This window comes from Gimesia panareensis (assembly GCF_007748155.1).
In the GTDB taxonomy this organism is placed as follows: Bacteria; Planctomycetota; Planctomycetia; order Planctomycetales; family Planctomycetaceae; genus Gimesia; species Gimesia panareensis.
Genome location: NZ_CP037421.1, coordinates 1459772 through 1474936, shown reverse-complemented (window position 1 = coordinate 1474936; position 15165 = coordinate 1459772). Strand labels below are relative to the sequence as shown.

The 15165-nt window shown below is 54.3% G+C and carries 8 protein-coding genes; all 8 read left to right on the top strand.

The genetic code is table 11. The annotated features are described in order from the left end of the window. Positions 1 to 132: 132 nt before the first annotated feature. On the top strand, positions 133 to 1404 hold the full coding sequence (locus Enr10x_RS05625; RefSeq protein ID WP_145104821.1) for an outer membrane protein assembly factor BamB family protein: 1272 nt from the start codon (positions 133 to 135) through the stop codon (positions 1402 to 1404). A gap of 122 nt (positions 1405 to 1526) precedes the next feature. Beyond that, entirely contained in the window at positions 1527 to 2402 is an 876-nt protein-coding gene (locus Enr10x_RS05620; RefSeq protein WP_145104819.1) for a prephenate dehydrogenase, read from the top strand. A 73-nt stretch (positions 2403 to 2475) separates the two neighbouring features. Beyond that, positions 2476 to 5391: a phosphoribosylformylglycinamidine synthase subunit PurL gene (gene purL / locus Enr10x_RS05615; protein WP_197997492.1), complete on the top strand. Its 2916-nt coding sequence runs from the start codon at positions 2476 to 2478 to the stop codon at positions 5389 to 5391. A 330-nt stretch (positions 5392 to 5721) separates the two neighbouring features. Then, the gene (locus Enr10x_RS05610; RefSeq protein ID WP_145448398.1) at positions 5722 to 6798 is read left to right on the top strand and encodes an AAA family ATPase; all 1077 of its coding nucleotides are present in this window, start codon (positions 5722 to 5724) and stop codon (positions 6796 to 6798) included. Then, on the top strand, positions 6788 to 7675 hold the full coding sequence (locus Enr10x_RS05605) for a DUF58 domain-containing protein (protein ID WP_145448397.1): 888 nt from the start codon (positions 6788 to 6790) through the stop codon (positions 7673 to 7675). The genes Enr10x_RS05610 and Enr10x_RS05605 overlap by 11 nt, the downstream gene beginning before the upstream one ends. Before the next feature lie 45 nt (positions 7676 to 7720). After that, positions 7721 to 9988: a BatA domain-containing protein gene (locus tag Enr10x_RS05600; RefSeq protein WP_145448396.1), complete on the top strand. Its 2268-nt coding sequence runs from the start codon at positions 7721 to 7723 to the stop codon at positions 9986 to 9988. Beyond that, positions 9985 to 12444, top strand: coding sequence for a VWA domain-containing protein (locus Enr10x_RS05595; protein ID WP_145448395.1), 2460 nt, complete (start codon positions 9985 to 9987; stop codon positions 12442 to 12444). The genes Enr10x_RS05600 and Enr10x_RS05595 overlap by 4 nt, the downstream gene beginning before the upstream one ends. Before the next feature lie 74 nt (positions 12445 to 12518). After that, positions 12519 to 14993, top strand: coding sequence for a hypothetical protein (locus tag Enr10x_RS05590; protein ID WP_145448394.1), 2475 nt, complete (start codon positions 12519 to 12521; stop codon positions 14991 to 14993). Positions 14994 to 15165 lie beyond the last annotated feature (172 nt).

Sequence of the window (15165 nt, the reverse complement as noted above, 5' to 3'; positions counted from 1 at the left end):
ACGGGAAATGGGGAAAATACTTGCCTGAGAGCAGGAAAGATTCTAATTTGAGGAAATAAACGATCGCCTGCGCGCATCAGTTTTCTGTCTCAAACCGCTTTCCTTCATTCCTGTAGCTCATGGAATTTGATCATGCAGCGTATGCTTCCCCTGTTCATTCTGTCTGTTGGATTCTGTCTTTCTACTGGCAACCTCAGCCAGGCGGCCGACTGGTCTCAGTTTCGTGGTCCCTCTGGTAACGGAATCTCTGACTCGACAGGGCTGCCCACCGAATGGAGTGCCGAGAAAAACATTCTCTGGAAAACCAAACTCCCCGGGCACGGCTCCTCCAGCCCGGTCCTGTTCGGAAACCAGATCTTTCTGACTGCTTATACGGATTATGGTCTGACAGCCGAGGATCAGGGCAATCCTGCTGATTTGCGACTGCATGTAATCTCGATCAATCGGGAAGACGGTAATATCATGTGGGACAAATCCGTAGCCCCGGTGAACAAGGTGCAGAAAATTACTAAGCGAATTGTCGATCATGGTTACGCCAGCGGTACGCCCGCCTGTGACGAAACCGGAGTCTATGCATTTTTCGGTACCTCGGGTGTCGTTGCCTATGACCTGAAAGGGAATCTGAAATGGCAGGCGAATGTCGGCGATAAAACTGCGGGCTTTGGTTCGGCTTCCTCCCCGATCCTCTATAAAGACTTTGTGATCATCAATGCCAGCATTGAAAGTGAGGCGGTCTACGCGCTGGAGAAAGCGACCGGTAAAGTCGCCTGGAAGGCGGAGAACATTGTCCGCGCCTGGACGACCCCTTCCATTGTCGAAGTACCGGGAGGGAAACAGGAACTGGTGGTCAATCAGAAAAATCAGATCATGGGCTTCGATCCGGATACCGGCAAACAACTCTGGACCTGCGAAGGGATTCAAGACTATGTCGTCCCGGTCGTTATTCAAAACGATGGCATTCTCTACTGCCTGGGAGGCCGCAGTAATCGCAGTATTGCCGTACGTCCCGGAGGTCGAGGGGATGTCACCAAGACCCATAAGCTCTGGGAAGTCAATGTGGGTGCCAACGTGACCTCACCCGTCTTTTATAACGGGCACCTCTACTGGGCCAGCGACCGGGGCATCGCCTTCTGCCTGGATGCAAAAAACGGAGAAGTGGTCTACAAGAACCGGCTGCCCACCAAAGCCCGGCTCTATGCTTCCATTATACTGGCAGATGACAAGCTGTATGTGACGACGCGGGATAATGGCGTGGTCGTCCTCAAGGCGGCACCGGAATACATTGAACTGGCCCGGAATGAAATTAAGACCGATGAGGACCTGTTTAACGCTTCACCGGCGGTCAGCGAAGGCAGTATTTACCTGCGCACCAACGGCTATCTCTACCGAATCGCTGAGCAGTAATAGAATTAAACAGAAGCGATTTTGCTGAAATCACTTACATCAACAGACGACTTTGCCGTAGCTCGTTGATACCACGGTCGACCCGCTGGAAATCCCGATTCAGGAGCGCTACAATACGGAGCATGACTGAATCATCGACACAAAATTCGCACCTCTTCAACACAATCGGCGTCATTGGCGTCGGTCTGCTGGGAGGTTCTATTGCCGCTGCAGCGCGACAGCGGCAGCTGGCGGAAACCATTCTGGGGGCGGGGCGTAATCCTTCACGGATGCGGGCCGCCCAGCAGTCCGGTCTGCTGGATCGGGGATCTACCAATATCGCGGAAACGGCGGCTCAGTCAGACCTAGTGATCGTCTGCACTCCCGTCAATCATATCGTGCAGTTCATTCGTGTGGTGGCCCAGCATAGCCGCCCGGGAACGGTCATTACGGATGTGGGAAGCACCAAGCAGAAAATCTGCTCCGAACTGTACGGCAGCCTGCCGGAAGGGGTCACCTTTGTGGCTTCGCACCCCCTGGCGGGCTCTGAAAAGGCCGGATTTGAATTTGCCGACCCGGAACTGTTTGCCGGTCGCCCCTGTGTCGTCACTCCGGATGAGACTACTCCCGCAGAAGCGGTCGAACGGGTCAAGGGTTTCTGGGAAGCCCTGGGGATGCATGTCCTGCAGACCTCTCCTGAGAAACATGATCAGATCCTGGCGGAGACCAGTCATCTACCCCATGTTGTTTCTTCTGCACTGGCGATGACCCTGTCTGAAGAAAATCGCCAGTTTACTTCCACCGGCTTTCGTGACACGACCCGTATTGCCGGCGGTGATCCCGCGCTCTGGATCGAGATTCTGCTCAGCAACAGCGATGCCATCGTAGAAAGCATTGACAAATATACCCAGTCTCTCAGCCAGTTGAGGGAGGCCATCGTCAACCATGACGAAAAACGGCTGCGTCAGTTGCTGGAAGATGGCAAAAAGAATCACGATGCATTAAATTCAGCACCATAAGTGGAAACCGGTCTGATCGATCATCCCCAAACTCAGCCTGTCCTGACTCAAATCAACTGTAACGGAACTCATTATGCTTTGCGAAGTCGAAATTAAACCAGCCGAGAATCAGATTGACCGTGAAGGAGCCCGGATTCTCAAAGAATGCCAGGTACTGGGCGCGAGCTCTATCCGTTCTGTACAGACGGCCCATTCTTTCCTGCTGGAAGGAAACCTGGACCAGGCCGGTCTGGAACAGATTGCCCGTTCGCTGCTGGCGGATCCGGTGGTGGAAACATTCGAAATCCGCACGCTCTCCAGCAAGTCCGCTGAGAGCGGTTCGACCGATCCTCTGCTGAATGTCATGTTCAAACCTGGCGTCACTGATAATGTGGCCAACAGTGCCCGGGACGCGATTGCCGACCTGGGACTCGCCATTGAGAACGTCGCTACCTGCCGCAAGTACTGGGTGAATTCTGATGCAGACAGCGATGAAATTGATCGGATGGCATCCAAAGTTCTCTCCAACGACGCCATTGAATACGTCGTCCGTGGCCCTCTACTGATGGACAGCATCCGGCTGGGCAGCGAGTACACGTTCGAACTGGTGACCGTGCCGATTCGCGATATGAATGATCGTCAGTTGGAGACACTGAGCCGCGAAGGACAGCTGTATCTCAATCTGGCCGAGATGCGGACGATCAAAGACTATTATGTCGATCAGAAAAAAGACCCGACTGATGTTGAGCTGGAAAGTGTCGCCCAGACCTGGAGCGAACACTGCTCGCACAAAACGCTGGCCGGCCGAATTCACTTCCGTGACGGCGAACGGGATCTACACTTTGAAAACATGCTCAAAGAAACCATCTTCGCTGCGACAACCGAAATCCGGAAATCGCTGGGTGACAAGGACTGGTGTGTGAGCGTGTTTGCCGACAACGCGGGGGTGATCACCTTCGACGACAAGCAGGACGTCTGTTTCAAAGTGGAAACCCACAATCACCCTTCCGCGCTGGAACCGTACGGCGGTGCTAATACCGGGCTGGGTGGAGTGATCCGCGATCCGCTGGGAACCGGACTGGGTGGTAAGCCGGTCTGTAACACTGATGTATTCTGCTTCGCGCCCCCGGATATTTCCTACGATGACCTGCCCGCGGGCGTGCTGCATCCCAAGGCGGTCGCGACCGGAGTGGTCTCGGGCGTCCGCGATTATGGCAACAGGATGGGCATCCCCACGGTCAACGGTGCGGTCTATTTTGACGAACGCTACCTGGGCAACCCGCTGGTTTACTGTGGTAATGTCGCCATGCTCCCCGTCGGAAAATCAGCAAAACAGCAGGCGCAACCAGGGCATTATATTGTCGCGGTCGGTGGCCGAACTGGTCGGGATGGCATCCACGGAGCCACCTTCTCATCTGCAGAACTGACTTCAGAAAGCGAATCCCTCTCCGGTGGCGCTGTGCAGATCGGCAATGCGATCACAGAAAAAATGACGATGGACGTGATCCTCGAAGCACGTGACAAAGAACTGTTCTCCGCGATCACCGACTGCGGTGCCGGCGGATTCAGTAGTGCGGTCGGCGAGATGGGAGAAAAGACGGGCGCGGAAGTCTGGCTGGATAAGTGCCCGCTCAAATACGCAGGCCTGTCTTATACCGAAATCTGGATCTCCGAAGCGCAGGAACGGATGGTACTGGCTGTACCTCCGGAAAACTGGGAGGCCTTCGAGAAGCTGTGTGCCAGCGAAGGGGTCGAGGCCTCTGTGATCGGTGAGTTCACAGATACGAAACATCTCGTGCTGAAATACCAGGATCAGGTTGTGGCTGATCTGGAAATGGAGTTTCTACACGATGGTCGTCCACCGATCGTACGGGATGCGATCTACAAAGCACCTGCCTTCACCCCGCTGATTCCGACACAGAAGGAAGATTACAATAAAGACCTGCTTGCCATTCTGAGCTCGCTGAATGTCTGCAGCAAAGAATGGATCATTCGTCAGTATGACCAGGAAGTGCAGGCGGGTAGTGTCGTCAAGCCCCTGGTTGGCGTTCAGAACGATGGTCCCTCTGATGCTGCGGTCGTACGCCCTGACCTGACTTCGCCGCGGGGGCTGGTCATTTCCTGCGGCATGAATCCACGATATGGTGACCTGAGTACACACTGGATGGCGGCTTCTGCGATTGATGAAGCCATCCGTAACTGTGTCGCGGTCGGAGCGAATCCCAACAAGATTGCCATCCTCGATAACTTTTGCTGGGGTAACACCGATCGCCCGGAAACCCTGGGCAGCCTGGTTGCAGCGGCTTTAGCCTGTCAGGAATTCTCCATCGCCTTTGGTTCGCCGTTCATCAGTGGCAAAGACAGTCTGTATAATGAGTTCTCCTACGAAAACGAGCAGGGAGAAAAAGAGACCGTTGCGATTCCCCCTTCTCTGCTGATCAGTGCCATCGGCCAGATCCCGGACGTCAGCAGAGCGATCACGATGGACCTCAAAACTCCCGGCAACCGGATCTTTCTGGTTGGCGCAACCCATAACGAACTGGGTGGCAGCCACTATGCACTGGTCAATGACCTCGAAGGGGGACAGGTTCCACAAGTCGATAAGGAAGACGCCCCGCTGATCTTCAAGGCGCTGCACTCCGCGATACAGCAACAGCTGGTCCGCAGCTGTCATGACCTGAGCGAAGGGGGGCTGGCGGTCGCGGCAGCGGAGATGGCGTTTGCAGGCGGTTACGGAATGAAACTGGACCCAACCCGGCTGCCCGAAGCCCTGGAACTGTCTACCGCGAGCCTGCTTTTCTCGGAAAGCAACACCCGCTTCCTGATTGAAGTCGCTCCCGATAAAATCCCCGCGCTGCAACTCTGCTTTGGCGAACTGCCACTGGTAGAAATTGGAGAAGTGATCGGGAATCGTCAATTCACCATTAAGGGGACCTCTGGAAACAACGTGATTAACGCCAGTCTGGATGAGCTCAAATCCGCCTGGAAAAATCCGCTCGCCTGGGACTGATGCTGGCTTAACATGGACGTTTTCTCTGAATCAATTTCTTGCAGATGACTGCCTGCGCTTGCGCATGTCTTTTCTGAGAACTCCCCCGTTCGCCCAGATTATTTGCTTCCCCGGAGAGCCGGTTCGAGTAAAATAAACACAGACGTCTGAAAATGGATTTCTGATGACCAACTTAGATCTGTACGGAAATTTCCAGACGACCAGATTGACGGGAAACCCCTGTAATTTCTCGGTTTATGGTCGCAAAGTCTATTCTCAGGCATTACGATAGTTCTTACGGAACATTCTGCTGCAAGCAGTGTTTACCTTTGTAGAAAGGTGTTTAAACGGATGTCGGACGTACAAAATGATGAGTCAGGTTCTCCCGAGCTGGAAATCACTCAGGAGTCGATCAATAAACTGAGTTCTGCCTATCAGCAGATCCATGGTGAGATGTCGAAAGTGATTGTCGGTCAGGATGACGTAATCGAGCAATTGCTGATTGCCCTGTTCAGCCGGGGGCACTGTCTGCTGGAAGGGGTACCCGGACTGGCCAAGACCCTGATGATCAGTTCGCTGGCCCAGACACTGTCAATGTCCTTTAGCCGTATTCAGTTCACTCCCGACCTGATGCCTGCCGACATTACCGGGACCGACGTACTCCAGGAAAATCGTGAAACCGGCGAACGTGAATTTCGTTTCATTCCCGGACCGCTGTTTCACAATGTGGTCCTTGCTGACGAAATCAACCGAACGCCTCCCAAAACACAGGCCGCGTTGCTGGAAGCGATGCAGGAACACCAGGTCAGCGTAGGCCAGACGCGGCACCTGCTCAGTGATCCATTCTTCGTGCTGGCGACTCAGAACCCGATCGAGCAGGAAGGAACGTACTCCCTGCCCGAAGCCCAGCAGGACCGCTTCATGTTTAAAGTGTATGTGAAGTATCCGTCCTTCCAGGAAGAGCGCCAGATCGCCCGCCGGACTACGTCTGATACCAACGAGAAAATTGTGCAAGTGCTGACAGCAGTCGATGTGCTCGAGATCCAGAAAATCGTGCGGCAGGTTCCCATCTCGGACCACGTGATTGATTATGCTCTCGCACTGGTCAGACAGACCCGGATCAACGAACCGGGGTCCCCTGATTTCATCAACGAGTGGCTCAGCTGGGGTGCCGGTCCCCGTGCGGTACAGAACCTGTTGCTCGGCGGAAAAACACGCGCTCTGTTGAACGGGAACGCTCACGTCTCAACGGAAGATATCAGCGCACTGGCCGCCCCGGTATTGCGGCATCGTATCGTGACGAACTTCTCTGCCGAATCGGAAGGAATCACCTCCGACCACGTCATTGAGCGTTTGATTCAAGAGACACCGTCTAAGGAAGGCGAACTGACCAGTGACCCAAGATTACAGAAAATTTTTGCTGCCTGAAGCAATTTCCCGCATTTCGCGGCTGGAAATTCGGGCACGCTCGATCGTCGAAGGCTTTCTGTCCGGGTTGCACCGTAGTCCTTTCTTTGGCCAGTCGGTGGAATTCGCGCAACACCGTGAGTACGCCCCGGGGGACGATGTCCGCAACATCGACTGGAAAGTCTGGTCGAAAACCGACAAGTACTACATCAAGCAGTACGAAGAAGATACGAACCTCCGCACCACCCTGCTGGTCGACGTCAGCGAGTCCATGCAGTTCGGTACAGGACCGTTGAGTAAATATGAATATGGCTGTACGGCAGCAGCAGCGCTGGCTTACCTGCTCCTCAAACAGCAGGACGCTGTAGGACTGGTGACATTTGATGACGCCATCCGCTCCCGCGTACCGGCGTTAAGCAAGCGGACCCACCTGAATTCGTTGTTGAGTGCCCTGGCTGCGGAAAAACCTGCTCAAAAAACGGACATTTATGACGTACTGAAAGAAGTGGCCGAAACGCGATCACAAAAGGGCACGATTATCCTCATATCCGACTTATTCGTTAACCGTGAAAGCCTGTTCAAAGGTCTGCGTCTGCTGCAATATCGCGGACACGACCTGATGCTTCTACATATTCTGGACGATCAGGAACTCGACTTTGACTATGCCGGCACCACCCGGTTTGAAGGGATGGAGGAAACCGGCGAACTGGTCTGTGATCCCCGCTCCCTGAGAGAGGGCTATCTCAAAGCCATGCAGGAGTTTCTACAAGATATTAAACGGCGCTGTGCCCGCAACAAATTTGACTACCAGACCATCCGCACCAGCGAGTATCTCGATGCCGCCCTGGCGCACTACCTGAATCACCGGATCGGCATGCAGCAGTCGATCAGACAATAAGCAACGAATTAACCAACCTCAAAAAACCCTACTGATTATTCGTCTATGGAAGCCTGGTTAACACAACATTTTGTGAACTCAGCACTGGTTTATACCGGTGTTGCGATGGTGGCTGCGCCGATCATCATCCATCTGATTAACCGCTTCCAGTACAAACGCGTACGGTTTGCCGCGATGGAATTCCTGCTGCAGAGCCAGCAGACCAATCAGCGGCGGGTGCTCTTCGAACAGCTGCTGCTGCTGTTATTGCGAATTCTGTTAATCCTCTGCCTGTTGCTGCTGATTGCGCGATTGATTCTTGATCCGGAACAACTCTCCATGTTCCACGGCGCGAAATCACATCATGTGATTGTGCTGGACGACAGCGGGTCCATGCAGGACATCTGGGGCGAGCAGTCCGCCTTCCAGGAAGGTCTGCAAGTCGTCCGTAAAATTGCAGCGGAAGGGACCAGTCGTCCCAACACGGAAAAGTTCTCCCTGATTCTGCTCTCCCGCTCCGACGCCCCGCTGTTCCTGCAGCGCGACATCAACGAGGAGTTAATCAACGAACTGGATGCCAAGCTCAGTAACCTGACCTGTTCGCATCAGAGCCTGGATCTGAACCAGGGCCTCGAAGCCGCTGCTGATCTGCTGAATGAGGATCGGGCGGTCATTAAAACGCTACACCTGATCTCAGATTTCCGCAAAGCGGACTGGCAGGAAAAGAAATCCGTCGCTACGACCATTGAGAAGCTGAGTAAAAACGACACAACGATCAATCTGGTCAAAACAGTTCCCGATTCGCAGCCTAATCTGGCCATCACGGAACTGTCTGGAGCCACAGAAGTCGCTGCGGTTGACGTGCCGCTGCGACTGCGAGTCAGCGTCAAGAATTTTGGCGACAAAGTGGCCCAGGATGTCCGCGTTTCCGCCTTCGTCGATCAGAACAAGCTGCCGATGAGCATCGTGTTCGATAAGATCGAAGCGGGCAGCGAAGTTTCACAGGACTTCGACGTGGTTTTCAATAAACCGAACCTGCATCAGATCAACGTCAGCCTGACCAACGATGCCCTGAACAGCGACAACGAACGCTTCCTGGCCATCAATGTCAAACAGTCAAATCCGGTATTGATTGTGGACGGTAATCCCTCGGGCAACGAATGGATGTACGTCCAGACCGCGATCGCCCCGGATGCTGCCATCACCGGATTTGCCCCGTCGGTAGAAAACGTAGACTACCTGCGTCGACACCCGCTGGATCAGTTTAAGAACATCTATCTGCTCAACGTGGCGGAACTTCCCCTGGATGCCATCGATGCACTGGAAACCTTCGTCAAAAACGGGGGTGGTCTGATCTGGTTCGCCGGCCCTTCGATTCAACCCGCGTTCTATAACGACAAGCTTTACAACGAAGGGAACGGCCTGTTCCCGGCTCCGCTGGAAAACGCCCCCCGTGACCTGCCTGCCCGGGACACAAACACGCTGGTCGACCTGGAGGTCAGCGATCACCCGCTGTTTTCGGTCTTTGCCGGTCAGGACAACCCCCTGATTGAAGCGGTTTCGATCGCGCGTTACTTCCCGATTTCGGCGCAGTGGCTGCAAACCAAAGCTGCGACTGCCTCGGGCGTGAATATCATCGCGAAGCTGCGGAATCAGGATCCGCTGATTCTGGAACACCGCCTGGGCAAGGGACGCATCATCACCTGCCTGACCTCCGCTGGTCCGGTACAGACCAGTGCAGGTGAGCCCTGGAACTCGTGGGCTTTGAATCCAAGTTACATCGTCTTCCAACTGGAGCTGCAGAAGTATCTGGTCCAGTCCCGTTCCCACGAACAGGCCGAGACCTCCGGCGATCCGATCGCTTTCTCACTGGATGCGGCTTCCTATACAGACGAAATTGAAATACAGACCCCCGTTACAGCCGGAGGTCGAACGGTACGACTCAAAGCCACTCCCCAACAGGATGAGAAAGCAGCACAAAACGGGGAGCTGCAGCTGGTCACGACGTTTCGGGAAACCGACCAGCCGGGTGTCTATACAGTGCAATTGAAACGGCAGGACCAGACAGTCGAGTCCCAGATGTATGCTTTTAATTTCCCGGTTTCCGAAAGCAACCTGGAGCTGGCGACCTCAGATGAACTCAGTAATGAGCTGGGAAATTCCCCGACGATTCAAATTCAGGAGCCAGGTCAATTCCAGTGGATTCAGGGTCAGGAAGCGGGACGGGAAATCACCAATACGATTCTGATCATCCTGTTTGTGTTATTGCTTTGTGAACAGCTGCTGGCCTACCGCCTGAGCTACCATCCCCAGACTGCGAGTGCCGCCGCATGAACATATTGAGCACTGTCTCCCAATTCATGATGCTGGCTGCCGACGAAACCACGGCGTTTCGTTCGATCGAATACGATACGCCCGATACCGGCTGGGGCTGGCTGCTGCTGCTGGGTGGACTGGCACTGGTGCTGGCACTTTCCATCCGCACAATCTGGAAGGACGCATTTCAGCTGCCGTTGTTCTGGCGCTGCTGGCTGACCGGTTTACGTCTGGCCGTGCTGATCGCGCTGATCGTCATCGTTTTCAACCCGCATGAACGCACACAGAAGATGTCGTTCCGTCCCTCCCGGGTCGCAGTGCTGGTAGACACATCCCTTTCGATGCGGCATCCCAACCAACTCGTTCCCGCGAATGCGAGCTCGCCGGCCAGTCGAAATGTGCCCAGTCGGATGGAAGCGATTGAGAAGCTGCTCGCTGACTCGCCCCTGATTGCCGATCTGCAGAAGAAACATCAGGTGAGCATCTACACCTTCGACCAGGCCCTCAAGGGACCGCATCACGTTTACCAGCGGGAAGCGAAAACAGGAACGGCCCCCCCTGACAAAACAGCAGACGGTGAGACTGCCAAAGCGGAAGCCGAGGTTGACTGGAACACCCTGCTGCAGCCTCAGGGGCTGGAGACCAGATTAGGAGAACTGCTGGGACAGCTCATTCGGGAGATCAATGGTTCGACGCTCTCGGGGATTATTGTCGCCACCGACGGGGCTTCCAATGCCGGCACCGACCTGCTCTCTGCCAATGAAGCAGCGAAGGAAGCCAAAGTCCGGCTGATTACTCTGGGAGTAGGCAGCCCGACCCGCCCGGCGAACCTGCAGGTATCCAAGATCATCGCTCCCACCGATGTACAGTTCGGCGATGCCTTCGAAATCACGGCCCTGCTCCAGGCGGTTGGCATGCCTGGTAAGAACATTACGCTGGAACTGTTGAAAAAGCTCCCGGGAGATGCGGAACCGACTGTGGTCGACTCCCGCGAAATTCTGTTGCCCACCGAAGACGGCCTGCCACTGGATATCAAATTCGAACGCACACCAGCCGAAGAGGGCGAGATCAACTACGTGATCCGGGTTCGTGGAAATCAGCTGGCACAGGATGCCAATGCGATGGACAACGAACTGGAACATACGGTGAATGTTTTCAGTCGTCCGACCCGGGTGCTGGTGATTGCGGGAGGGCCGATGCGTGACTACCGCTTCGCCCGGACCATGCTGTTCCGTCACCCTTCGATCAAGTCCGATGTCTGGCTGCAGTCGGCACCGCCGGGTGTCTCACAGGATGCAGACCAGCTGCTGTATGAATTTCCCGCACGGGCCGATCTGTTTGAGTATGACGTCGTGCTGGCGTTCGATGTGAACTGGAGCCTGTTGACCGACGAACAGATGCTGAATCTGAATGAATGGGTCTCTTCGGGTGGAGGCGGCATCGTGATGGTCGCCGGCGATGTCTTTACGCCGAGGCTGTCCCAGGAAAGTGACAAATTCCAGCCGATCCTGGAACTGTATCCGGTCTTCATCAATTCCTTCGTACGGGATTACCTGGACCAGGAGGCAACCCAGATCCGCCGCATCGAATGGCCCCAGGCAGGCCTGGATGCCGGTTTCCTGATGTTGACCGATGATCCGGCCACTTCCAAAGAACTCTGGGAAACATTTCCGGGCCTGTATCGCTGTTATCCCTCCAATGGCGCCAAGGCCGCAGCCACGGTCTATGCTCACTTTCCCGATCCCAAAACACAAACCGAACATGGTTTTTCGATTTTGATGGCTTCCCAGTACTACGGAGAAGGCCGCTGTTTCTATCTGGGCAGTCCTGAAATGTGGCGGCTCCGCTCAGTGGATGAAGATTACTATGACCGTTTCTGGACCAAGCTGATTCGCAATGTCGGTCAGGGACGTACCCGACGGGGAACCAAAAGGGGGACCCTGATCCTTGAACGGGATGAATACGTACTGGGTCAGACAGTCTCTGTACGGGTACGATTGCTGGATCCCGAATTCCAGCCGCTGGTTCAGGAGTCGGTGCCCATGGAAGTGATCGATCCACGCGGTCGGCCTCTGGTTCCGAACCTGTTATTAATGCAGGACCGAAACCGTCCCGGAGAATACACGGCCAGTTTCCGGGCCAGCCTGCCTGGAAAATATCGATTCAATGTGACTGTTCCGAATTCCAAGGGGCAGGTTGTCGAAGGCAGCCTGAATGTACTGCTGCCCCGCCTGGAGGATGAATCATTGAGCCAGAACGTCAAAGGGCTCAAAGAGCTCGCCCGCGATACGGGGGGCAGTTACCTCACATTAGAAGAAGCAGACACAATCCCAGCGCTATTACCCGACCAGGGTGAAGAATTTCTGGTCGACGAACGGTTGAAAACACTCTGGGATCAGGCCTGGGTCTTCTTCCTGATCGCAGGTCTGCTGGCAACCGAGTGGCTCACGCGTAAATTATTCAAACTGTCCTGACAAATGAGAATGAAGATAAAATCAGGGAACTTAGGAAACCAGATTGACGTCCCATGTCAGTGTAAAGCGAACCTATGAACGAACCGTCCCAAATCAAGCTGCCTCAGGAAATCACCGATCTCCTCAATCGGTTGCGGGGAAAAATCCGCAGATACATTCTGCTGGAAGGAGCCGCCCGTCTCCTCGCAGTGGTTGGTCTCATCTTCTGGGCCAGTTTCCTGGTCGACTGGGGTTACTTTCAACTCAGCCATTTTGAACTGCCCGTCTGGTTTCGTGCTTCGCTGGTTTTGATTTCAGTTACGGTGATTCTCGTTCTCACGGTCAGCCTGCTGCTGTTCCGCCTGATGAAAAAAATGCGACGGAAAGCCCTGGCCCTGGTGCTGGAACGACGCTTTCCTGAATTGAACGACCGTCTGGCTACCGCGATTGAATTGCACGACACCCACGAGCCGCAGAACGCTCTGACCCGTGCCATGCTGGAACGGACCGTGCACGAAGTGGCCGAAGGGAGCAGACAACTTCCGCTGGAAGATGTGTTCGACAAGCGCCCCCTGCGGCGTGCTTTTTTCTGCGCGCTGGCATTGTGTATTTCCATTCTGACACTGGCCCTGTTCAATCAACCTGCCATGGCCCGCTGGGCCAAAGGCTATCTGGAACTCCGTACGGACTACTGGAATCGGGAAACTGGGCTGGTGGTCAAAGTCATCGCCCAGCCTGGCGACCGGATCAAAGAATTTCAGAACCAGGTCTACAAACATGGACTGGGGAACGATCTGACCCTGCTGGTTGAAACTGTGGACGGCAAGAAAGCCCCCGAACGAGTGCAACTGACCTACCGGATGCAGAGTGGTCGCGGCGGTGGTCGGACCGTCATGTCCCGCATGGGAGAAGGCCGTTTCAAACACACGATCACCGATCTGCTGGAAGATATCCAGATCTGGGTCTCGGGAAATGATTATACGAACCCTGAGCCCTACACCGTCAAGATTGTCGAAACTCCTGTCCTGGACCAGATCCAGCTGGATTGTGTTTACCCGGGATATATGGGCCTGAATCTGATCGACCGATCCAGCGGGAAACCGGTGTCAGACCCATTGACTGTCCAGGGAACACAGATTTCCATTCCCGTCAATACTCAATTTGATCTGATCTCGACTGCCAATAAACCGATCACCCGTTACCTGTTTGAAACGGATCGCCTGAAACTGCAACTGGAACCCCCGCAGGATAACCATGAGACAGAAAGCTATCTGGCCTGGAAAAATCCGCAGGGAGAAATCATCGCACAGGCAGACGTTTCCGGACCGCAGCTCGAGCAGATGTGTGGCTCAGACCGGCTCCAGTTCCGGATTCCGTTCAGACTGGTCTCAGAGAGTGAGCAGAAGCCGAAGACACAGAGTGCCGCTCTGCCCGATCACATTCCGCTCGTCGCCGATGAGTCCATTCGCATCTATCTCGAAGATGCAGACGGATTGCTGGTCACTGAGCCGATTCGTTTAAGCGTCAACGGGATTGTCGATCAACCTCCGAAAATTGATACTCAGCTCAAAGGGATCGGGAAATCGATTACTCGTAAAGCCATGATCCCCGTGCAGGGAACGATCACCGACGATTATGGGATTCAGTCGGCCTGGTTCGACTTCCTGGTTGATGAAGATAAAAGTTTCCGTCCGCGGCCCTTCCGTAACAAGCCGAGCGAACGCCCCCGGGATTTCACTCTGCAGCGGAATGACAAGGAAAAATGGGAACGCTTTGAAGTCCTCCCGCTGGATTTGAAAGTCGGGCAGAAAATCAGCCTGACGGTCCATGCAGAAGATGCGGACAATCTGAGTGGCCCGCATCAGGTGCACGGCGAAACCTATCACTTTGAAATCGTCACTGATGAAGAACTGCTCTCTCAACTGTATTCCAAGGAGCTGAATCTGCGGAAACGGTTTGAGCAGATTTTTAAAGAGGTCGCACAGACCCGGGATGAACTGACCGAACGGATTGAGCAACTCAAACAGGCGGAAGTAATCAAAGCGAAGCAGAAGCAGGGGCAAACCGACCCCAACTGGAACAGCACGCTATTGGAAACCCAGTCCGCCGTTGCGGTCTCAGCCGACCGCAGTCTGTATGGGACCCGCAAAAATGCGACGGAAACGGCTTCGATCGTCGAATCATTTTATGACATCCGCGAAGAGCTCGTGAACAACGGTGTGGCCACTGCACAGATTCTGGGGCGAATCGATGACAAAATCCTGAAACCCCTGACGCTGATCCACGAACAGGACTTCCCGGACGTCGATCAACATCTGGGGCTGTTCCGGCTGGCGATTGAAAAGGACAGCGACCCCTTGCCGGAAATGCAGACCAGTATTGAACTTCTGAATGCAATGCTGACCCGGATGCAGGGTGTTCTCGACGAAATGCAGGACCTGCTGGAATTTCATGAAGCGATCGAAATGTTGAAAACGCTGATTGAAAGAGAAAAAGAATTGACCGAAGAGACGAAAAAATATCGCAAAAACAAGCTGCTCGATCGTCTAAAAGGGTTGGGACTGGAATAATCTGCCGGCAATGGAAATTCCTCCTGAATTATAATTTCCCGGCAGCTTTACACTGGACACAAAAACATGCTTCGAACATGGTCCCCAACATGATATAATAAATCGCTGTGTTTTCTCTCAGCGCGCTCGTTATGTTGAGAAAAGCACTAACCTTACGTTTCCCTCCCTTTCG